Raw genomic sequence first — 20123 nt, 5'->3', positions numbered from 1 at the left:
TTGAGAGTAAGAAAAAAGAACTCATTTCGAGTTCATTCTTAAAGTTCATTAAAGTTATCAAGTACAGCCTGACAAACAGTTCTGTCAATGTCGTCCATGTTATCTATTTCGTTTCCGTATCGGTATTGGTAAATATAGTTACCATCTCGCTTGATAGTCAGTATTCTAATCCAAGCACCGTCTATATTCCTTGGGTCTGTTGTATCTTCACGGAGAAACTCACAAACGTAATGTCTGTCTCCAACCGTTCGAGTCATAATTTCCCACATCTCACATTACCTTTTCTACGATATCAATTCCATACAAAACATTTAGGCAACTGCCATTTTCCCACTTAACTAAGAGTGAACCAATGTCATCCACTCCAATAACTGTACCAAGTGTTCCTTTAGGAACTGGATGTGGGTCATCCATTTTTACTAATCTAACTTTTGTACCAACCGGATAGATTGTCTTTAGGTAGTTGAAAATTTTTGCGTCCATGTTATTCTCCAATCTTTTCAAATGCCCACTTAACTGCATGTCCAAAGTCTTCGAATGTTCCTGCTTCTTGGTAAATGCGGTCAAATCTGCGTTCGAAGTTTTCAAACTCTTCAAGACTATCAGCCGTTTCGTAAATCTCAACTACTGTTTCTTTGTTTCCTTTGGATGCAACGATAACCCATTCCTTGTAAGGAATGATGCTTGCGGTTGTTGGGTAGATTTCATAGAGTTTTTCAAGTGTTGTTGTCATGGTTTTGTTCTCCTCTTCTTTTCTTGTGTACATATTAACTCTAAAGGAGACTTATATCCAGTCATTTATAGATTATTTTGCCGATATTTTCGACTATTTTTCACTTCCTAGAATGGCACATCCAATAGCATAGACAACTGTTACCGTCACTCCATTTCCAGCTTGTTTATACAGTTGGGCATCGGAGTTTACTGCTTGGGCTTTCTCGAATAAATCATCCGAAAAACCTTGTAGTCGAAAACATTCTCTAGGGGTTAAACGTCTAATTTTCACCACTCGATCATTCCAAACCACAGCACCCATTTGACCACCGCAGGATAGGTTATGGGCGATTCCTTTCCCAACTCTTGCTCGTCTCGTGGGAGAGTTGGGATAAGATAAATCCACTGAATCACCTACCTCAGCAACTTGATAACCTTGCTTCGTACCATTTCTGACCTTGATACCTTCAAGAATGCCATGGCGGTCTTGAGAGGTCAATGTGAACATTGGCTCATCCTGTTCCTTGAGCCTGCGTCCATTTTGACGCTTATTGATTCTATTGGGTGTTAGAATAGGTTGAATTTCGAGTACTCCAGAATTCATAGCCGTCCGCTTTGTAGCTCCAGCAGTATATCGTGCAGTGATACAACGTGCCTCATCTGTCAACTTTGGTTCTGTCAAAGATTGGTCAATCAAATATAGACCAGTCTTAGCTCCCAGGCCACCACCCGCACCAACAAGGGTTGTGGCAATTCCACTAGGGTCGTAGACACGATAGCTTTGCATTCCACCTACAAGTTGCTTAAGATGGCTACCGCTTTCTCCGCTGATAGGTAGTACTTTTCGTCGACCTCTACTTCTAAGATGTCCGAGAGTGTAGATGCGTTCTCGATTTTGGGGAACTCCGTAGTCTTTTGAATTGAACACTTGCCACTCAAGGTCGTACCCTGCTTCATCCAAGATAGAGAGATAGTCGAGATAATCTCGTCCCCCGCCACTTGATAAAAGTCCCTTAACATTTTCAAGGAGTATCCACTCGGGTTTATCTTCTTCTTCTTGGCTTTGGAGGAGGTCAACAAATGTAAAAAAGAGTCCACTTCGTTCACCGTATAGGCCTGCTCGCTTCCCTGCGATAGACACATTTTGACAAGGGCTTCCCGCAGTCCATAAATCTGCTTTTGGAAGTTGTGTTGGGTCAATGCTTGTGATGTCGTCATGAAACCATTCTCCTTTCGTGTCATACATTGCTTCATAAGATTTTCGTGCAAACTTATCCTTTTCACAGTAACCGATACATTTGAAACCAGCTAATTCCAAACCACGACGAAAACCACCCACTCCTGCAAAGAAATCAAGAAAAGTTAAGGTCATACCGACTCCTCCATCATTGAATAAGCTTCATCAAAGGTCAATGTCTGTCCATCGCGCAACACCGTCACGTTGTCATTTCCTGTTGACTCTATATAACGTTTGACAATGACATCCACAAACTTCTCATCCAACTCAATGCCGTAACAAACCCTTCCAGTTTGGTCTGCAGCCATTAGGGTTGAACCAGAACCAAGAAATGGATCTAGGACAAGCGTTCCTCGCATCGATGAATTTTGAATAGGATAGGCCATGAGCGGAATTGGTTTCATCGTTGGGTGGTCTTTACTAGATTTTGGACGGTCATATTCCCAAATGGTTGTTTGTTTACGGTCACTGAACCATTGATGTTTTCCCTTTTGTTTCCAGCCATAAAGACAGTTATGAGTAACAATTCCATCTGCAATATAATGTTCATATTTTTCAACAGCAAGAGAATAAACAGGTCCACTGAATCCTTTTGTAAGAACCTCATCAATTACGCCCCAGTAAAAATTTTCTCTCGTTTCCTTTTCATAAGTTTTTGGAATTGGAACTTGCATAATTTGAGGGATCAGATTACAAGCATTGATGCGAGCAGTTACTCGTTTACTAAATGCCTCATGTCCATTTCCTTTGTGAATGAGTGGGTATTTGATATTTCGACCATAGTCAACAAGCAAACGTCTAGCATTATCTAATTGAATTTGGCTATCCAAGTTATCATAAATCATATCGACATGATGAGATGTGCGTTGAGTTTCTTTCTTTGGAAGTCCTCTATCCATTTCCCAATGAGTATAAGGAATACCGTACTTGAGGGCTAATAACTGTTCGTGGCACTGGGCTGTTACTTTATCATCAAATACATCAATGACCCAAGCCTCTTCACCTTTCTCTCCACGAAGTCTCGTTTTCAAACCAAATCCCCTCGAGTTATAGAGTTCAGTAATCCCTACACGCCAACGGTCTCCTTTACGCATAAGATAGGTACAATAATTGTTTTTTGTTGATTCATTAAAACGAACCGAAAACTGATGGTTATCCGTAGCCCACGTTATTTTATTTCCAATTTTTATACCGTATAAGGTGCCATTATAATATCGAGAAGCTGTTTTTATCTCATAGCCACCATTACGCATCCCCAGAATTGTTCCTGAATAGGAATTGTAACTAATGACCCTATCACCATCCTTTAAGTCTTCTATTGGAACGGGACCATTTATAGTTTGAACAATCGTACCTGCTGGCTGACATGGTTCATGTTGCCACTGATAGGGACTACGTCCAAGAACTAAGGAGTTCTTCTTCCAAATGCAACACCCACTGAGGTAGAATCCCGCCTCTTTAAATGCCTTTCGGAAGTTCAGTCCTTCTGTATCCGCATGGAATACATAGATTGAACCATCAGACTCCATATGTTTTTCTACTTGAGTGAACATATCAAAAAGAAACTGGTAAAAGTCACTATCAGGCATATTGTCATTGAGAATCTTTCCAGCTGTTTCTTCTACATCAACATTATAGGGAGGGTCTGTCACAACCAAATTTGCCTTTTTATCACCTAAAAGTTGGTCATAAGTTTCAGCTTTCGTAGAGTCTCCACAAATCACTCGATGCTTACCAAGTTGCCAAATGTCCCCTCGTTTTGAAAAGGTGGGTTTCTTCAATTCCTCTTCAACATCAAAGTCATCATCTGATAGGTCTTTATCATGAACATTCGACAGGATATCGTCAATTTCTGGTGGTTCAAAACCAGTCAGGTCGAGATTGAAATCCGATTCCTGTAAATCCAAAAGCAAGTCCGCCAAAAGTTGGTCGTCCCATTGACCGGTGATTTTGTTAAGGGCAATGTTCAGTGCCTTTTCATCTTCTTTAGATAAATCGACAATGACACATTTGGCGGTTTCATAGTCTAAGTCCTTCAATACAGTTAATCGTTGATGGCCACCAATTACCGTCAAGTCTTTATTGACGATGATGGGGTCAACGTAGCCAAACTTGAGTAGACTTTGCTTAATCTTTTCATACTCCTTATCACCCTTTTTAAGTTTTTTTCGAGGATTGTAGGAGGCTGGGTGTAATTCAGACAATCGAATTTCTCTAATTTCCATTGTTGGTTGGCTTGTCATTGGTTTCTCCTTTATAAAAGCGTGATTGAATGTAACACGAATGGCTACAAAATTTCCTATTTGGATTGGCATAAGATAAAAATGACCTGCCACATTGCTGGCAAGTCAAATCTTCATATGCGGTTTTTGATTTATCGTGTTCATCAGAATGTGTTGTCCACCAAACCTTACGACACTTATCCGAACAGAACTTCTTTGGTCTTCCTACTTTATGAATTTTAAGTGTTTGATAACACTGAGGGCAACGGAGTCCATCAATCTGGTCGGCTTTTGCCATTTGCTTTGTCGCCGCTCCATGACCAAGCAATGCTGGATTTCGTTTACAGTATTTTTTAACAGAATCTCTAGATAGTCCTGTAGCCTTACCGATTAAGCCATAGCCAAGACCTTCTGCTCGCATTTTCCAGATTTGTTTGCGTTGACTTTCGTCCATTTGTTTTCCTTTCCAGCAAAAAAGGACTAAAAACAACTATTTTCTACATTGTTTCTAGCCTTTTTCACTATTTTATTACCAAAATGACATACTAGGGAACGCTACATCCCCACATTAGAAACGTGATAACGGTGGGAACAAACGTAATAATTGAGCGATTTAAATGTACCCACTTGCGAATTTTGCGAAATTGCACGTTTGAGGGGGCGTCGGTCTTAGTCTCCCAAGGGTTTAGAGATTTCATCCCCCCTCCCCCAATGAGTGAAAAATGAGATACTTTTGTAACGAAACTCCAAGATTAAAATCGATACGTATACTCCACATATCGGTCAGTCGTCTTGGTCTTCCTATCATGACAAGACTTACAAAGTGCTTGCCAGTTAGATTGATTCCAAAAGAGTTCTTGGTCACCTCGGTGGGGTGTGATATGGTCAACCACTGTTGCCTTGGTCAATCGACCTTTGACTTTGCATTGAACACAAAGTGGTTGAACTTTTAAGTAACGAAGTCGTGCTTTATTCCATTGGGCATTGTATCCTTTGGCTTTGGTTGACTTGATATCCAGTTGGTAGTTTGCTTTATGGTTGTCACAATACTTGTGACCATAAGGTACTAGGTTAGGACAACCATTTTGTTTACAAGGTGTGCTTGGTCTTCTTGGCATCTTACTTCTCCCAAGGAAGATAGGCTTTTGTGAAATGCCCAAAGCAAGATGTTTTGGTGTAGTCTACATTTAAGAGATGAAGTTCCTTAATGATACCTTGTGGGGTCAAGTCGTAGCGTTCACGAATCATTCCTTCCAGTTGTGTTGAGGTGTAGCGACTGGTTCCAAAGGTTTCTACATATACCGACACAGGTTCTGCAACTCCAATGGCATAGGCTAATTGTACTTCACATCGTTTCGCATACCCTTCTCGAACAATATCCTTAGCAATCTTTCGTGCCATGTAGGCACCGGATCTGTCCACCTTGCTTGGGTCTTTTCCAGAGAAAGCACCTCCGCCATGATGTGCGAAACCACCATATGTATCTGCCACAATTTTTCGACTAGTAACTCCTGCATCCGCCAATGAACCACCAAGTACGAAACGACCAGTTGGATTGACTAGAACTTTGAAATCTAGATTCTGACGGTAACGAAGTGCTACTGACATCATGGCTTCTGTCACAATTCGCTTTACTTTGGCAAGGTCAGCCGTTTCGGTATGTTGTATGGAAACTAAGAAGGTATCAATTCGTTTCTTCTCATAGTCGTAGGAAACCTGAGCTTTAGCGTCCTTTCCAAGTAAGGGGTGACCAAGTGACATCAGTTTCTCAAGGACTCGAGTTGCTAGAACATAAGGCAGTGGGAGGTACTCAGGTGTTTCATCAGTCGCATAACCAAACATCATTCCTTGGTCACCAGCACCACCATTATCAACACCTTGGGCAATATCAGAACTTTGGAGTCCAAGTAGGTTAGTTACCCGAACATTCTTCATACCAAGTGGCTCGACAACCCGACGAACAATGTTCTCGAGATTAAAGTAATGTCTTGTCGAAATTTCACCAGCTACTATAACCTGGGTATCTTTGATTAAGGTCTCAACTGCCACTCGACTTGATTTGTCAAACTTGAGACACTCCGTCAAAATGGCATCTGAAATCTGATCACAGATTTTATCTGGGTGTCCAACTGAAACTTGTTCACTAGAAATAATCATAATTCCTCCACGCAAAAAGCCCAACCTTTATGAGGCTAGGCTTTACTTTATTTTACTGATTTTTGGCCTGCTTCGTAGGCTCTCTCCAATGCTCTTTTGATACCCCATACCGAAACATCGTAGAAGTCTAGATTGTCGCTCCAACGTTTTTCCAAGGTTTCTACAAAAAGTTCTTCTTTTGCAATTTCTGTTAAAAGGGCATTGAGTTTTTCTTGTTGACGCTTTGTCATGGTATTGTTCTCCTCTTCTTTTGTTGTGTACATATTAACTCTAAAAAGGAGATATATCCAGTCATTTCTGAGTATTTTTTATCTTTTTTGACACTTACAATTCTACCACAAATTTTGACAAAGTGAGGTCAATGTTAGGTCACACTTAGTGCAGGGGGAGGTCAGAGGGAGGTTACTGGTAGGTCAAGGGGAGGTCAATGTTAGGTCAGGGAGAGGTTACTTTTCCAAAGAAAATCCCATTTTCATATACACTTCCCTAACATGGTCTAAGACCTTACGTCGCCAATTTCTAACAGTACTTCGGCTAATATGAAACTCTCTCATCAAGCTATCCCAATTACTATCTATCTTAAGCATGGATTGCGCAAAATCATATAAATCTCCCTTAAGAAATTTTAAAGCCATCTCAAAATTATCAAGGTCATTAGCCAATCGGATATACCGTTGCGATAAATCCGCCAATTGTTCCTCATTTTCCTGAATCATCTTCTCTCGAAAATTCAGTGCAATCATCTCTGACCTTTGATTGGTAGGTGAACTTTTAACTCTAGGCTCATCAGATTTTTCAAAAACGAGTGAACCAATAACCTCATTTTCTGTCACTGGTTTGAAATGTTCCAAACGATACTTTAACATATCCAAGTCACTTTTGAGTTCATTGTAATTCGTCAGTATGTGCTCTGCCTTATCCATCTGCCCCTCCTACTTGTGCTTTAACAGCTTCAATTAGCCGTTCTTGTTGTGCATCTTTGTTTTCTAGTGCCTTCAGGATTTCCTCATCAATCGTTCCTTCAGTCACAATGTGTTGAATAACAACTGTCTCAGCCTCCTGGCCTTGACGCCAAAGGCGTGCATTGGTTTGTTGGTATAATTCCAAAGACCATGTTAATCCAAACCAGACCAAGTGGTGGCCGCCTTTTTGGAGGTTCAACCCATGACCAGCTCCAGCTGGATGAAGTAAGCCAACTGGGACATTTCCCTTGTTCCATTCACGAATATCTTCTTCTGTTTTCAACAACCGACTCTTTACCTTGAGTTTTTCTAAACGTCCAATAATCCGAGCTAAGTCATGTTTGAACCAATAGGCAACTAAGACAGGTTCTCCATTTGCGGATTCAAGGATATCTTCAAGGGCATCTAGTTTTTGTTCATGTAATGCCACAACCGTATGATCATCAGAATATACAGCTCCATTGGACAACTGAACTAACTTGTTCGTCAGGCTTGCAGCATTTGCGGCAGTTACTTCTAGTCCGTCTAACTCTGACAATACATACTCTTTCTTAAACTGACTGTATTTTTCTTTTTCCTTTTCTGACATACGCACCAGTTTCTTGGTTGAAATCAATTCAGGCATATCCAAATAGTCTAGGGCTTTCATGGAAATGGTAATATCACTAATCTTGTCTTGAATTTGACACTCCGCATAATCCATAGGGATGTATTCATAAACAATGTTTCCATTGCGACGACCTTCTTCAAAGTAGCGACTACGAAACTCACCGATGAACCGACCAAGACGTTCACCTCCGTCAATGACTTTAAACTCTGCGAACAAGTCCATCAGTCCATTTGAGCTTGGAGTTCCTGTCAAACCAACGATACGTTTCATGTAAGGTCGCATAGCCATGAAGGCTTTGAAACGCTTGGACTGCCAAGACTTGAAAGAACTCAATTCATCAATCACTACCATATCCCACTTGAAATAGGGACTACATTGTTCCACCAACCAAGGGAGATTTTCACGATTGACGATATAGATATCCGCATCTTTCTGGAGAGCTACTTTTCGTTGCTTTGGTGTTCCAACAATTTTCGAATAACGCAAGTGACGCAACTCCGCCCATTGCTCAATCTCATCACTCCAAACCGTATTTGCGACTCGAAGTGGGGCAATAACCAAAACTTTAGTGACTTCAAACCTATCAAACATCAGCTCATTCACCGCAGACAAGGTTGTAGCTGTCTTTCCCATCCCCATGTCTAGGATGACTGCTGCATAAGGGTGAGCTATGATGAAGTCCTTGGCGACTACCTGATAGTTATGTAATGTCAATTTCATCTAGCACCTCTCCAATCATCTCAATTCGGTCAATCACATAAACCTTGAAACCTAACCGCTCGAACAGTTTATGCCTTGACACTTGCAACATCCTTGGCTTTTGGTTAGGAGCTTTTACTTCCACCAAGCCAAACTTGCCATTGGGTAAAAATACCAACCTGTCTGGCACACCAGAAAAAGATGGTGATACCCACTTAGGACAAATGCCTCCTCTAGCTTTCACAGATTTCACCAAAGCTTGCTCAACGTACTTTTCTCTCATCGTTCTAAATCCTTTCATCAAATTGAAGTGTGTAGGTCTAGTGCAGTCATTTCCAAAACTCCTCTTATAGGCTTTTTTTATAGTAATTTTTGCTTATAGGATAGTTTTAGAAAAGACCATAATAGACCTACACAAAATCAAAAAATGTCACTCATGCTGGTCGTTTTAATCATTTATCTGAAACCTCACTCAAAATAAGTTCCAACCATTCAGTCAACGACCTACACACCTAAAATAGTCCATCACCTCTCTTGTGGAGGTAAGGTGGCTAAAAATGTTGGTCATTAATCTAAGAAATCATAGTCATCATCAACCAATTTCAAACCAAGAATGAAGTTACCTTTACTTGTCCGTTTTCGCTTAAACCCTGCCTGATCAAGAGCAGAATAAAAATCGGTCGTACTGCGTGTGTACTCCATGTTCTTGGCGCAATAAGCACGATACTGACTGTATAGTTCTCCTGATTTTTCTGTCAACTGATCACCAACTTGACAACACTCACTAAGGAAGTGTCCTAACCAATCATTGGCCTCACGATAGGCTTTGACGGAAGAAGATACCGCAGTTGGTACTTTTGTTTTAAAGTTCGCTTTGATAGCTTTTTCTGCACCTTCGATAATCCAAGACAAAATTGCTGGTGCTGCATTGTCATACAAATGGTCCGCAAAGTTTTTGATGTCAGAGCGACCAGTGATTTTGGCATTAAAGGGAATAACAACCAAACGTCGCCAAGTTCCATCATCGTTCGCTCCTACTTTAGGCAGATGGTTGGTATAAAGAACCAGCGTATGTGATGGCACGAAGTGAAAAGGATCCTTGTACTTTTTCTCAGCTTGGATTTCATCTGTTGAGGTAATCTGCTTAACAACAGCTGTATTGAGTCTCATCCCTTCTGCCATCTCAGAAGCAATGACCAGACGTTTCCCTTTAAGCTCAGCAAGCTCAGGACTGACATTTCGCTTGTTTGACATCGTTAAAGCATCCGCAGATAATTTACCTGAATAGCTACCTAGCACACGAGCAATGGTATTCCAAAAAGTAGACTTGCCGTTCGCTCCGCCTCCATAGGCAATAATCATATGTTCCTGATAGACCTTACCGATTGCCGCCATACCAATAATTTCTTGAACATAATCAATTAATTCTTGGTCATTACAGAAAAAGGTAGCTAAAGTTTCCTGCCATAATCCCATACCCTGATCACTAGGAGAGACTGCTGTCATTTTAGTTATATAATCTTCAGGATTGTGTTCTTGTGACCCATTTATTCCTTTTCGTAAATCATAGGTAGCCTCTGGCGTATTGAGTAATAAGTCATCACTATCTAATTCTGACAATTCTACTGAAAGCATTGGTTTAGCTGTATTATAGACAGCCATCAAATTCTTATAGTCACGATGTTTCATAACAAATTTATGAAACTCTTTAGCTGCTAGATAGGCTTTTAAATATTTCAACTGAAGTGGAGTTTCGACTGCATTTTCTAGTCGCTTTCCACCAGCCTTAATGGTCAATTCATCAATACCTGAAGACTGAAGTTGCTTCTCTGCAGATTCCAAGAGTGCATTCGCTTCAGCAAGTTGTTCATCAGTAAAGTGTACAACTGCCCCTAATGCCAACTGCTTGTTCTCACGCCAATGCGTTCCATCGTAATAGAGATAATCTGTCGCATTGGTATAAGCTAATTTGTCACAATACTCACGAGCCAATACTCCTGCTTCACCGACATCGGAGTAGTCATCTGGTCTCAGTGTTTCTCGATTAAACTGTTCTGGTGAAACATAACCTTCAGAACTTTTAATGGTTTTATTGTAGAAACGTACTGCACTGCCCCATATGGTATCTAACTCCGCTTTATCCAATGGTGGTTCACACTTTTCAGCTTGTTCATCAAAGCCATCCCTTGCTTCTTGGGTCACGCCTAACCGTTTGACAATCTTAGCTGCAAATACAGACATCGTTGAATTACGACTCCCTTGCTGGATTGGTCCACTTGGAGGAGTATAGAAGTCTGCATCGAAATCTTCCTCGTCTTCAATAGAAACAACTTGAAACAAATCTTCATCAATAGTTAGCCATGAATCATGCCATATAACCTGTGCATTTGGATTTCCAAAGAAGAAACGTGCCGCATCCTTGGCATGATCATCAAAAAACTTGTACTGATTACAGAGTTCTTCCTTCATAGCTACGTAGACATCTTTATCAGTTACCTCATTGATTTGGAAGTAAATATGAAATTTTGGTCTTGGAGCTTTTCCTGCCTTAGCCTGCATGTGACTTCGACTAGTTACCAAGGCAAAGTTATAATCCGCAAAGATTTCTTTTAATCTCTCTATAGTTATCCACTCATCTGGATTTTCAGTGTGGTGATTATCAATATCCATGACCAAAACGTCCGACTTGACGAAATTGGTATTTGAGCGTGTATTGTTTAAAAACTGCCCTGCCACATGGTCGAATTTCGCAACAGTTTGTAGCGATATTTCATCAGTAATAGTTACTTGATTGGGATAAACCGTGGTTGTCTGAACCCCAGTCTGTCCAGAATAAGATAAGGTAAATTGCATTATGTACCCTCCAAATGTAATTAATGATATGTGGAGTTTTTTCCCTCCTACCTTATTAGGTAGAACTACGACTCATTTTTCCGCCCTTAATAACATTTTTTTCAAAAAAAATAATCTTCCTTTATATAGCTAGAGGAAGATTATTTTCTTTTATGCCAAAATAAAAATTTTTTATAAAAAAGCGGAAAATTACATCCCAGTATTACCTATATAGGTGTAAGAGATGAAATACATCGATTCAAAAAATTTTTAATAAAAACCAGAATTTCTGTTCACATCTCTACCTAATAAGATAGGAGGTCACAAAATGACTCAAGAAATAACTGTGAATCACAATGATGAACTGGTCGATACTCTAACTGCCATTAGCATCATTTCAAAGCAACTCGCTCGTAAGATAAAGGAGGAAGAAAACAATGAGCAAAATGAAAGAACTGAATAGACTAATTAATGATATGGAAGAAACCGCAAAGTACTATCTTCGATTGGTGGACGAGTTCAAGAAACTCCTCTCTTCTGAGGAGCAAACAGTACCTAAATCAAATCCACCAAAAAATGAATCACAAAAGGAAATTCAATTGGAGGATGTCCGTACAGTCCTTGCGACTAAAGCTAAAGATGGATTTAAGAATGAAGTTCGTGCTCTTCTAAATGCTTACGGTGCTTCTTCTCTATCAGCTCTTGACCCTAAACACTTTGCGGCAGTCCTTGAAGAAGCTGGAGGGATTGGAAATGACTAACCACGCCATTCTATCTGCTTCTGCATCACATCGTTGGTTGAACTGCCCACCATCTGTTCGGTTAACAGAAAATATGCCAGATGTAACCTCTGAGTTTGCCCTTGAAGGTACGGATGCTCACGAGTTGTGTGCTTATCTAGTCGAGAAAGCTCTAGGAAGGAAAACGCGTGATCCAACTGAGGATTTAGCATTTTATAACAATGAAATACAGGATTGCGCTGAAGAATACCGCAACTATGTCATGCAACAAGTCGAGAAAGCCAGAGGCTACTCTCGTGACCCTACAGTTCTTATCGAACAACGACTGGACTTTTCTAAGTGGGTACCTGAAGGATTTGGAACTGGAGATTGCCTTATTGTGGCAGATGGACTTCTTCAGGTTATTGATTATAAGCACGGACTTGGTGTTCTAGTTGATGCAGACCATAACCCACAAATGATGTGTTATGCCCTCGGTGCTCTTGAGATGTTTGATGGGCTTTATGATTTTGATAAAGTCACCATGACCATCTTTCAACCACGAAAACATAACATATCTACCTTTGAGATAGAAAAGACTGAGTTGCTTGAATGGGCTGAAAATGAACTCGCTCCAAAAGCTGAACTTGCATTCAAAGGTGAGGGGGATATGCAGTCTGGTAAACACTGCCAATTCTGTAAACTAAAGACTGTCTGTCGTAAACGTGCGGAGGATAATTTGGCTCTTGCCAAGATGGAGTTTGCAAATCCAGCTACTCTTGATAACGGGGATATTGCAGAGATTTTACCTAAGCTAGACTTGTTGATTTCATGGGCAAACGACATCAAAGCTTATGCATTAAATCAAGCAACAGATGGATATCCTATCCCAGGATACAAACTGGTTGAAGGTCGTTCTGTTCGTAAATACTCAGATGAAACTGCCGTGAGTCAAGCTGTGATGGAAGCTGGATTTGACCCTTACGAAAAGAAACTACTCACTATCACTGCCATGACAAAATTACTTGGCAAGAAAACCTTTAACGACCTACTTGGTGGTCTCGTAATAAAACCAAGTGGTAAACCAATACTCGTTCCAATTGACGATAGCCGTCAAGAGATGAACCTAGCAAAAAATGAATTTAAAGAGGATTAACTATATGACAACTAAAGTAATTACAGGACCAAACACTCGCTTCAGCTACTTAAATGCCAATGAGCCAAAGTCGATTAACGGTAGTATTCCCAAGTACAGTGCCTCACTCATCATCCCAAAAGAGGATACTGCTACCATTAACAAGATCAAAGTAGCCATTGAGCAAGCCTATAAAGAAGGTGAGTCAAAACTCAAAGGCAATGGCAAATCAGTACCTGCATTATCTACTCTGAAAACTCCACTTCGTGATGGTGACCTTGAACGCCCTGATGATGAAGCTTACAAAAATGCTTACTTCGTAAATGCCAACTCTCCACACAAACCTGGAGTCGTTGATGGCAACCGCCAAGAAATTATCGATACGTCTGAACTCTACTCAGGTATCTATGGTCGTGCTTCTATCACCTTTTATGCATTTAATTCCAATGGCAACAAAGGCATTGCTTGCGGTTTGAATAACTTGCAAAAATTGCGTGATGGTGAACCCCTCGGTGGACGCACTCGTGCTGAGGATGATTTTGCGACAGAGGACGATGATGACTTTTTGAACTAGAAATGGAGAATTAGATTGATGATGTATACTATTTTAACTTGTACTATTATGGGTCTCTGGGTGCTAATCGGACTATACTTCGGGTATATGACCATTAGAGATGACATTCGAAATGAAATGGAACGAAGGGCTAAACGAAAGAAAGAGAAACTTAGTCAAATACCACTCAGTCGAAAAAACAAATAGAACTCAAGGTGGCAGTACTTCTGTCACCTTTTTCAGAAAGGACAAACTATGCCGATTAAAGAACTCAGCATCGACATTGAAACCTATTGCGAAATTGACCTACGAAAATCTGGTGTCTATCGCTATGCGGAAGATGACAGTTTTGAACTCCTTTTGTTTGCGGTTTCTGTTGATAATGGACCAGTGACTGTTTACGACTTTAATAAAGAGAAGTTACCACAAGATATTCTTGAAGCTTTAGTAGACGATAGAGTCATCAAATGGGCATTCAACGCTTCATTTGAGCGAATTTGTCTGTCCAACTGGCTCAAGAAACATCATCCTGAATTATTATTAGATGGATTTCTCTCGCCTAATTCATGGCGGTGTAGCATGATTTGGTCCGCATATTTAGGACTCCCACTTTCCTTAGAAGGAGTTGGAACAGTTCTCAAACTAAAAGACAAAAAGATGAGAGAGGGGGCTGACCTCATTCGCTACTTCTGCGTGCCTTGTAAGCCTACCAAAGTCAATGGGGGACGAATTCGTAACTTTCCTCATCACGCGCCTGACAAGTGGTCTGCCTTTATCGATTACAACAGACGTGATGTTGAGGTCGAATTGGCTATCAAGGAACGACTGAAAAACTTCCCAGTACCTGATTTTGTTTGGGATGAGTACCACCAGGATCAGATTATTAATGACCGTGGTATTGGCATAGATGTTGACTTTGTAAAAGCCGCTATAAAAATAGACAGAGAGAGCAAAGCCAAAATTCAAGAAGAGTTAAAAGCATTAACAGGTCTTGAAAATCCCAACTCTGTTCTGCAGATGATTGGCTGGTTACGTGAACATGGAGTAACTACTGATTCTCTAGATAAAAAAGCTGTGAAAGGACTCCTCAAAACGGTTGATGAAACAACTGCTCAAGTTCTCAAACTTCGTCAGCAAGCTGCCAAATCAAGTGTCTCTAAGTACCAGGCTATGATGAACTGTGTGTGTAAGGATGGTAGAGCAAGGGGGATGTTCCAATTTTACGGAGCAAACCGAACTGGACGTTGGGCTGGTCGTTTGGTACAACTTCAGAATCTACCTCAGAACCATCTTCCTGACCTTGGGGAAGCTAGGGAACTTTTTAGAAAAGGTGACTTAGAAGCTATTGAGCTACTCTACGATACTCAGGATACCTTATCGCAACTTATCCGTACCGCTTTCGTTCCAAGTGAAGGAAAGAAATTCATTGTTTGCGACTTTTCAGCTATCGAAGCTCGTGTACTCTCCCACTTAGCTGAAGAGAGATGGCGCAGTAAAGTATTTGAACAAGGAAATGACATCTACTGTATGTCCGCTTCTCAGATGTTTGGAGTACCAGTTGAAAAACATGGACAAAATTCTGAATTGAGACAAAAAGGGAAAATTGCGGAGCTTGCTTGTGGATATGGTGGTTCAGTCGGTGCACTCAAAGCCATGGGTGCCATTGATATGGGACTATCGGAGGAAGAACTTCAACCACTTGTAAATTCATGGCGTCAAGCAAATCCGAATATCGTTCTCTTATGGTGGGATGTCGATAATGCTGTAAAGACTGCTGTAAAGGAACTAATTCCAACATCAACTCACGGTATTCAATTTGAAGTTAAAAGTGGCATTTTATTCATCACCCTACCATCTGGTCGTAAACTATCATATATCAAACCAAGAATTGACGATAACCAGTTCGGTGGAGAGTCTGTCACCTACGAAGGGACTGGAACTGCCAAACGTTGGGAGAGACTAGAAAGTTATGGTCCAAAATTTGTGGAGAACATTGTCCAAGCTATCAGTAGAGACATTCTTGCTTACTCTTTGAAGCGACTGAAAGAGTTTAATATTGTAGGCCATGTCCATGATGAAGTAATAATTGAATGTCCTATGGAACAAAAAATTGATGAGATTGCATCATTAATGGGAATTGCACCAGACTGGATTTCCGATATTAATCTTCACGCCGACGGATACGAATGCTTATTCTATCAGAAAGACTAGCAAAAAATCGCCATCTCAATACGAGATGGCGATTTTCAATTATTGATTTAGTTCTTTATATACCTCCTTTGCGAGTGCATGTGCTTTCTTGATTGCATCATAACCTTGCGTCTTTTTCATCCCCATTTTGGCGATGATTTCTTGCTTGGTAATCTCATAATTACCATATATCAGTTTTAAAATTTTGCCATGCTTAGGACTACGTTGATATACTACTTCAATCAACTCCTTCAAAGTTTCATTCAGCATAAGTGTTTCTTCATAGGATGAAATAGCTGAAGGATCATAGCCACACGACCTCATACCATCCTTGCTTTCCATCATTTCTTCAAGTGATGTTGTATCAAGTTTACTCCTAGAATGGCGACTTAGATACTCATGAACATCAGCATTGAATACTTTCATAGTGATATCAAACTCTTCTAGAGTAACTGGTACAAAACCAACTAATACTGATTTACCTCCAAATTTAAAGGTTCTTAAATTATTACGATTGATTTTCAGCACACTTAGCATCACTTTATCCTTAATAACAAATGGTGCTAGCACTTCTCCCGACAGACAAGGACGATCATCATATGATTTCTGGGATTCATAACGGTAGGGATTATTGTTAGATTGACTATGGTTGACTTGGTTTGCCATATTTTGTCTCGCTTTCATCGCATAGCAAAGAAAATGAGACAATTGACTCAACAAAAATATTTAATTCTGATTGCATAAGCACTTCCTTTGCTTAATATACAATCAGTAGACTTGAAATACTGATATTTGAATTTTGATACCTACACCTCAAGTCGTGCTAGCAAACGAATATAGGTTTCATGCAAATGTAAGCCATTACAAAGAAATTTCACACGTTATGAAAGTTTCGTGATATAATAAGAGAAAACTAGAAATCTCGAGTAACTTACTTACATTGCTATTGTAAGATAATGAAATCAAAAAGTATTTGTCCTCTTTTTGACCAATTTGTGACCAATTTTTTCATTGAAAGGAGAATATTATTTGCAAGAATTTAATTTTTCCTCATATTTAAAACTTCTGTTACCTGGGATGACAACTTTAAAGCAGGGGCCGCTTGGTATAACACTACTTGAGCCGTTATCTAATTTAAATGGTATTACAACATCAATAGATGATCGAAAAATTACTCGCCTCGTACAAAGAAAAATTGAAGTTGATAGTGCTTTTATCCAAGCTTCAAACGATTACAATATTATCCAAGCAACGCTAAAAAATTTTGAAAAGAATATCTGTTCTGACTTACGCATACATAATAAGCAAGATATTTTCGACAACATATTAAAGTGCATCAACAGTGATTCAGAAGCATCTCCGAAAAAGTATGATGAACTAGCAAGATACTTAAAAAATGGGCAAGAAGTTGAGTTTTTAACTTATTCTTTTCTATATGCCCTTAACAAGACGAATAAGATGACTGATTCTGCACCTAGAATTGAGGATATTGAGCTTTTACAACAGGTTCGTAATAAATGTCCTCTCTGTCAGAAACCATTAACACGTCAAAAAAAAGACACTACAATCCGAGCATACAAAATAGTAGAGATATTCTCTTCCAATCTTGACAAGGATACTGCAGATAAATTTAAGAATTTCATGCCCCCGCCAGCTAAATTAGATTCATACGATAATAAAATCCCATTATGTATTCAAGACGCTAACGAGTATGAAAACTATGCTGATATTGACGAATATAAAAAGTTACTGTCCATTAAACAAGAAATTCAGAAGTTAACTGAGATTCAAGAAGTTATGAATCACGGAAATCTTGAAACACAAATCACCGAAGTCATAGATGCACTAAACGATTATACTGGAAGCTCAAGCTCAACAACCCTGAATATGACCGCCCTTAAACTCAATCAGAAAATCTTACCTGAGCATAGTGTTTTAAGGGGAACAGTTCAATATCACGTACTTACTTATTTCTCATACATAAAAGACTTGTTTGCTGAAAATAGTAATTTCATAATGATTCAATGTGATATAAAAAAAGTTTTTACTCAATTAGCTAATACCAATCTCTCACAACCAGAGATCGTAGAAAATCTTGCCAATTGGCTCTTAAATCAATCAAAACTGAGCAATGGACATTTAGACGCATGTAAAATTATCGTATCTTACTTTATCCAAAATTGTGAGGTGTTCAATGAAATTACCGAATAAAGCAGTTTCTTATAAGAAAAGCATATTGCCTCTCTTTCCCATCATCTTAGAAGCACTACGAAATAATGATTATTCTCCAAGAGAACTCTATATAAAACTCTATAAAAAAATAGACAGTATCACGCTATTTACTGATGCAGTGACCTGTCTATATGCTCTTAAGAAAATCGATATGAATGAAAACGGGATGCTGTATTATGTTAAAACAAATTAGTTGTGATAAATTTTTAGAAAAAGGAAAAATTAGAGAGCCAATCGTATTTCATCCTGGATTAAATACAGTCATGGGTAGCGAAAATGCTGCTAACTCTATTGGTAAGTCTACTTTCCTTCTAATAGTTGATTTTATTTTTGGAGGAAGTGACTATGTCGAAGAAGCCTACGATATTGTTGAAAACGTAGGCCATCATACAATTAAATATGAATTCGTTTTTGATAACCAGTCATACTACTTCTCTCGTTCAACTGATAATTCTACTACCTTCAATAAATGTGACAGTAACTATACGGTTATTAAACGTTTAGATAAGGAAGCATACTGTCAATTTCTAAAGCAAAAATATAAAATGAACTATCCGTTCATTCAGTTTAGAGCCTCCATAAGTCCCTTTATACGTGCTTGGGGCAGAGAAACTATCGATAATAAGAAACCACTAAAAGCTGCAAAAGACTCCCCAGATAAACAGGGTATCGATACACTATTACGTTTGTTCAATAGATATAGTGAAATAGAGCAGCAGAAAAAATATATCGAAGATGCTGAAGATAGAAAGAAAGTCTTTGTGGCTGCTCAAAAATATAAGTTCATTGCTACAGTCCAGAATAAAACTGAATATAAGGACAACGAAAAAAGAATACAAGAACTAGAACAGGAAATAAATCAACTTACCAGAGAAAGTGATAGCGGTTTGGTTGATTTAGACTCTATTCAGGCACAACAATTGTCAGAACTTAGACATCAATTATCTGATGCAAAACGCCAGCGCTCTAGCTTATTGTCTCAAAAACGAAGCTTTGAAGCAGAACGCAATCCTAAAAGGCAGCAATTTCAAAAAGATTTTGAATCGCTACAACAATTCTTTCCTAATGTAGACATCAAAACGATTTCTGAAATTGAGTCCTTCCATCAGCAACTGACATCCGTTTTAAGTGCAGAATACAGAGAATCGGCTAAAACATTACAAAACCTTATTAATCTAACTAATTCTCAAGTGAATCAATTAGAGGATAAAATATCCCAAATTAGTAACGTATCAAACGTCTCTCAGTCAATATTGGAACAGTATGCTTATTTACAACGAGAAATCACTCAACTTAGAGATTCCAATGAAAGTTTTAAACAAAAAGAAAAGCTGTCGGATGAAATCCGCGCTTTAAATAATGCCTATAATCAACTAATGAGAGCCATCCTGGATGATATTGAAGAAAGACTCAATTCAAGAATGTCTACCATAAATGATAAAATCTATAATGGTACTAAAACCAGTCCTAAAATATCATTAAAATCAGCAAAATCCTATGAGTTTTACACTCCACAAGATAGGGGAACTGGTTCTGAGTATAAAGGACTTATTCTTTTTGATATAGCTATGCTACAACTTACTAACCTTCCGATTATTGGTCATGACTCATTCTTTCTAAAACAAATTCAAGATGAAGGACTGGAAGGCATCTTACAATGCTATCTTGAACAAAAAAAGCAAGTGTTCATCACTTTTGATAAAGAAAAATCATATTCAAAAAAATGCCAAGAAATTCTAAAACAAACCGAGGTACTTAGGTTATATCCAAATGGAGGAGAGTTATTTGGTAGTGCTTGGAATAATAAAATATCAGAATAGCTATGAAAAAAGGCTGGGAACTCTCGATGGAGTCCCAACCT

Annotated in this window: 21 protein-coding genes and 3 pseudogenes; 8 read left to right on the top strand and 16 right to left on the bottom strand. The window is 39.1% G+C overall.

Going from position 1 to position 20123, the window contains the following annotated elements; genetic code table 11:
• Positions 1–38: 38 nt before the first annotated feature.
• From PW220_RS04045 to PW220_RS03980, 15 genes and pseudogenes are all read right to left on the bottom strand, one after another.
• Positions 39–269 (bottom strand): hypothetical protein, encoded by a 231-nt coding sequence (locus tag PW220_RS04045; protein WP_024376937.1) that lies wholly within the window; start codon positions 267–269, stop codon positions 39–41.
• A 1-nt stretch (position 270) separates the two neighbouring features.
• Positions 271–483: a DUF4314 domain-containing protein gene (locus PW220_RS04040; RefSeq protein ID WP_172089951.1), complete on the bottom strand. Its 213-nt coding sequence runs from the start codon at positions 481–483 to the stop codon at positions 271–273.
• Position 484: 1 nt separating this feature from the next.
• Positions 485–733 carry an Nmad4 family putative nucleotide modification protein gene (locus tag PW220_RS04035; RefSeq protein ID WP_172089950.1) on the bottom strand — a complete coding sequence of 83 codons (249 nt, stop codon included), beginning with the start codon at positions 731–733 and terminating at the stop codon, positions 485–487.
• A gap of 93 nt (positions 734–826) precedes the next feature.
• The gene (locus PW220_RS04030; protein ID WP_105145863.1) at positions 827–2086 is read right to left on the bottom strand and encodes a DNA cytosine methyltransferase; all 1260 of its coding nucleotides are present in this window, start codon (positions 2084–2086) and stop codon (positions 827–829) included.
• Positions 2083–2463: pseudogene (locus PW220_RS10345) on the bottom strand (DNA-methyltransferase); the annotation flags it as partial. The gene PW220_RS04030 and the pseudogene PW220_RS10345, both read right to left, overlap by 4 nt.
• 27 nt (positions 2464–2490) lie before the next feature.
• Positions 2491–2625, bottom strand: a pseudogene (locus PW220_RS10340) (hypothetical protein); the annotation flags it as partial.
• A gap of 690 nt (positions 2626–3315) precedes the next feature.
• A pseudogene (locus PW220_RS04020) lies at positions 3316–4194 on the bottom strand (DNA methyltransferase); the annotation flags it as partial.
• Complete coding sequence (locus PW220_RS04015) at positions 4166–4627, bottom strand: hypothetical protein (RefSeq protein ID WP_024399321.1); 462 nt, start codon at positions 4625–4627, stop codon at positions 4166–4168. The gene PW220_RS04015 and the pseudogene PW220_RS04020, both read right to left, overlap by 29 nt.
• A 298-nt stretch (positions 4628–4925) precedes the next feature.
• Positions 4926–5291 (bottom strand): HNH endonuclease, encoded by a 366-nt coding sequence (locus PW220_RS04010; protein ID WP_248054465.1) that lies wholly within the window; start codon positions 5289–5291, stop codon positions 4926–4928.
• A gap of 1 nt (position 5292) precedes the next feature.
• Positions 5293–6330, bottom strand: a complete 1038-nt coding sequence (gene metK / locus PW220_RS04005; RefSeq protein WP_248054466.1) for a methionine adenosyltransferase — start codon at positions 6328–6330, stop codon at positions 5293–5295.
• A gap of 47 nt (positions 6331–6377) precedes the next feature.
• Complete coding sequence (locus tag PW220_RS04000; protein WP_024388637.1) at positions 6378–6560, bottom strand: DUF6900 domain-containing protein; 183 nt, start codon at positions 6558–6560, stop codon at positions 6378–6380.
• A 216-nt stretch (positions 6561–6776) separates the two neighbouring features.
• Entirely contained in the window at positions 6777–7253 is a 477-nt protein-coding gene (locus PW220_RS03995) for a hypothetical protein (protein ID WP_171997332.1), read from the bottom strand.
• Positions 7246–8622 carry an SNF2-related protein gene (locus tag PW220_RS03990; RefSeq protein ID WP_248054467.1) on the bottom strand — a complete coding sequence of 459 codons (1377 nt, stop codon included), beginning with the start codon at positions 8620–8622 and terminating at the stop codon, positions 7246–7248. The genes PW220_RS03995 and PW220_RS03990 overlap by 8 nt, the downstream gene beginning before the upstream one ends.
• The gene (locus tag PW220_RS03985) at positions 8603–8884 is read right to left on the bottom strand and encodes a VRR-NUC domain-containing protein (RefSeq protein ID WP_248054468.1); all 282 of its coding nucleotides are present in this window, start codon (positions 8882–8884) and stop codon (positions 8603–8605) included. The genes PW220_RS03990 and PW220_RS03985 overlap by 20 nt, the downstream gene beginning before the upstream one ends.
• Positions 8885–9168: 284 nt before the next feature.
• Positions 9169–11454: a phage/plasmid primase, P4 family gene (locus PW220_RS03980; RefSeq protein ID WP_248054469.1), complete on the bottom strand. Its 2286-nt coding sequence runs from the start codon at positions 11452–11454 to the stop codon at positions 9169–9171.
• A gap of 307 nt (positions 11455–11761) precedes the next feature.
• Here PW220_RS03980 and PW220_RS03975 point away from each other — a divergent pair, with 307 nt between their 5' ends.
• From PW220_RS03975 to PW220_RS03955, 5 genes are all read left to right on the top strand, one after another.
• A complete protein-coding gene (locus PW220_RS03975; RefSeq protein ID WP_316716450.1) occupies positions 11762–11896 on the top strand; it encodes a hypothetical protein in 135 nt (44 codons plus the stop codon).
• Complete coding sequence (locus PW220_RS03970; protein WP_172015135.1) at positions 11871–12194, top strand: hypothetical protein; 324 nt, start codon at positions 11871–11873, stop codon at positions 12192–12194. The genes PW220_RS03975 and PW220_RS03970 overlap by 26 nt, the downstream gene beginning before the upstream one ends.
• The gene (locus PW220_RS03965; protein ID WP_248054470.1) at positions 12187–13308 is read left to right on the top strand and encodes a DUF2800 domain-containing protein; all 1122 of its coding nucleotides are present in this window, start codon (positions 12187–12189) and stop codon (positions 13306–13308) included. Before PW220_RS03970 ends, PW220_RS03965 begins: the two co-directional genes overlap by 8 nt.
• Before the next feature lie 4 nt (positions 13309–13312).
• Positions 13313–13861 (top strand): DUF2815 family protein, encoded by a 549-nt coding sequence (locus PW220_RS03960; RefSeq protein WP_248021803.1) that lies wholly within the window; start codon positions 13313–13315, stop codon positions 13859–13861.
• Between the two features lie 234 nt (positions 13862–14095).
• On the top strand, positions 14096–16051 hold the full coding sequence (locus PW220_RS03955) for a DNA polymerase (protein ID WP_248054471.1): 1956 nt from the start codon (positions 14096–14098) through the stop codon (positions 16049–16051).
• Between the two features lie 39 nt (positions 16052–16090).
• Here PW220_RS03955 and PW220_RS03950 read toward each other — a convergent pair whose 3' ends face one another.
• Positions 16091–16696, bottom strand: a complete 606-nt coding sequence (locus PW220_RS03950) for a hypothetical protein (RefSeq protein ID WP_248054472.1) — start codon at positions 16694–16696, stop codon at positions 16091–16093.
• Positions 16697–17059: 363 nt separating this feature from the next.
• Between PW220_RS03950 and PW220_RS03945 the strand changes: the two genes are divergently transcribed.
• Genes PW220_RS03945 through PW220_RS03940 form a run of 3 tightly spaced genes read left to right on the top strand, consistent with a single transcriptional unit; the run spans position 17060 to position 20082 of the window.
• Positions 17060–18241: an ABC-three component system protein gene (locus PW220_RS03945; RefSeq protein ID WP_248054473.1), complete on the top strand. Its 1182-nt coding sequence runs from the start codon at positions 17060–17062 to the stop codon at positions 18239–18241.
• The gene (locus PW220_RS10335) at positions 18225–18455 is read left to right on the top strand and encodes an ABC-three component system middle component 7 (RefSeq protein ID WP_029185874.1); all 231 of its coding nucleotides are present in this window, start codon (positions 18225–18227) and stop codon (positions 18453–18455) included. The genes PW220_RS03945 and PW220_RS10335 overlap by 17 nt, the downstream gene beginning before the upstream one ends.
• Positions 18439–20082, top strand: coding sequence for a DUF2326 domain-containing protein (locus PW220_RS03940; protein WP_248054474.1), 1644 nt, complete (start codon positions 18439–18441; stop codon positions 20080–20082). Before PW220_RS10335 ends, PW220_RS03940 begins: the two co-directional genes overlap by 17 nt.
• Positions 20083–20123 lie beyond the last annotated feature (41 nt).

The sequence above is a fragment of the Streptococcus sp. 29892 genome, assembly GCF_032594935.1.
Classification (GTDB): Bacteria; Bacillota; Bacilli; order Lactobacillales; family Streptococcaceae; genus Streptococcus; species Streptococcus hyiners.
The sequence above is the reverse complement of the archived record's forward strand: the minus strand, read 5'-3'. Positions and strand labels throughout refer to the sequence as shown.

Excerpts from the sequence above, each read along its gene's own strand:
- PW220_RS04015 (WP_024399321.1), bottom strand. The coding sequence starts at position 4,627 with ATGGACGAAAGTCAACGCAAACAAATCTGGAAAATGCGAGCAGAAGGT.
- PW220_RS04040 (WP_172089951.1), bottom strand. The coding sequence starts at position 483 with ATGGACGCAAAAATTTTCAACTACCTAAAGACAATCTATCCGGTTGGT.
- PW220_RS03940 (WP_248054474.1), top strand. The coding sequence starts at position 18,439 with ATGTTAAAACAAATTAGTTGTGATAAATTTTTAGAAAAAGGAAAAATT.
- PW220_RS03980 (WP_248054469.1), bottom strand. The coding sequence starts at position 11,454 with ATGCAATTTACCTTATCTTATTCTGGACAGACTGGGGTTCAGACAACC.
- PW220_RS04010 (WP_248054465.1), bottom strand. The coding sequence starts at position 5,291 with ATGCCAAGAAGACCAAGCACACCTTGTAAACAAAATGGTTGTCCTAAC.
- PW220_RS03975 (WP_316716450.1), top strand. The coding sequence starts at position 11,762 with ATGACTCAAGAAATAACTGTGAATCACAATGATGAACTGGTCGATACT.
- PW220_RS03955 (WP_248054471.1), top strand. The coding sequence starts at position 14,096 with ATGCCGATTAAAGAACTCAGCATCGACATTGAAACCTATTGCGAAATT.
- PW220_RS03950 (WP_248054472.1), bottom strand. The coding sequence starts at position 16,696 with ATGGCAAACCAAGTCAACCATAGTCAATCTAACAATAATCCCTACCGT.
- PW220_RS04030 (WP_105145863.1), bottom strand. The coding sequence starts at position 2,086 with ATGACCTTAACTTTTCTTGATTTCTTTGCAGGAGTGGGTGGTTTTCGT.
- PW220_RS03965 (WP_248054470.1), top strand. The coding sequence starts at position 12,187 with ATGACTAACCACGCCATTCTATCTGCTTCTGCATCACATCGTTGGTTG.
- metK (WP_248054466.1), bottom strand. The coding sequence starts at position 6,330 with ATGATTATTTCTAGTGAACAAGTTTCAGTTGGACACCCAGATAAAATC.
- PW220_RS03970 (WP_172015135.1), top strand. The coding sequence starts at position 11,871 with ATGAGCAAAATGAAAGAACTGAATAGACTAATTAATGATATGGAAGAA.
- PW220_RS03995 (WP_171997332.1), bottom strand. The coding sequence starts at position 7,253 with ATGGATAAGGCAGAGCACATACTGACGAATTACAATGAACTCAAAAGT.
- PW220_RS03985 (WP_248054468.1), bottom strand. The coding sequence starts at position 8,884 with ATGAGAGAAAAGTACGTTGAGCAAGCTTTGGTGAAATCTGTGAAAGCT.
- PW220_RS03990 (WP_248054467.1), bottom strand. The coding sequence starts at position 8,622 with ATGAAATTGACATTACATAACTATCAGGTAGTCGCCAAGGACTTCATC.
- PW220_RS04045 (WP_024376937.1), bottom strand. The coding sequence starts at position 269 with ATGTGGGAAATTATGACTCGAACGGTTGGAGACAGACATTACGTTTGT.
- PW220_RS10335 (WP_029185874.1), top strand. The coding sequence starts at position 18,225 with ATGAAATTACCGAATAAAGCAGTTTCTTATAAGAAAAGCATATTGCCT.
- PW220_RS03960 (WP_248021803.1), top strand. The coding sequence starts at position 13,313 with ATGACAACTAAAGTAATTACAGGACCAAACACTCGCTTCAGCTACTTA.
- PW220_RS04000 (WP_024388637.1), bottom strand. The coding sequence starts at position 6,560 with ATGACAAAGCGTCAACAAGAAAAACTCAATGCCCTTTTAACAGAAATT.
- PW220_RS04035 (WP_172089950.1), bottom strand. The coding sequence starts at position 733 with ATGACAACAACACTTGAAAAACTCTATGAAATCTACCCAACAACCGCA.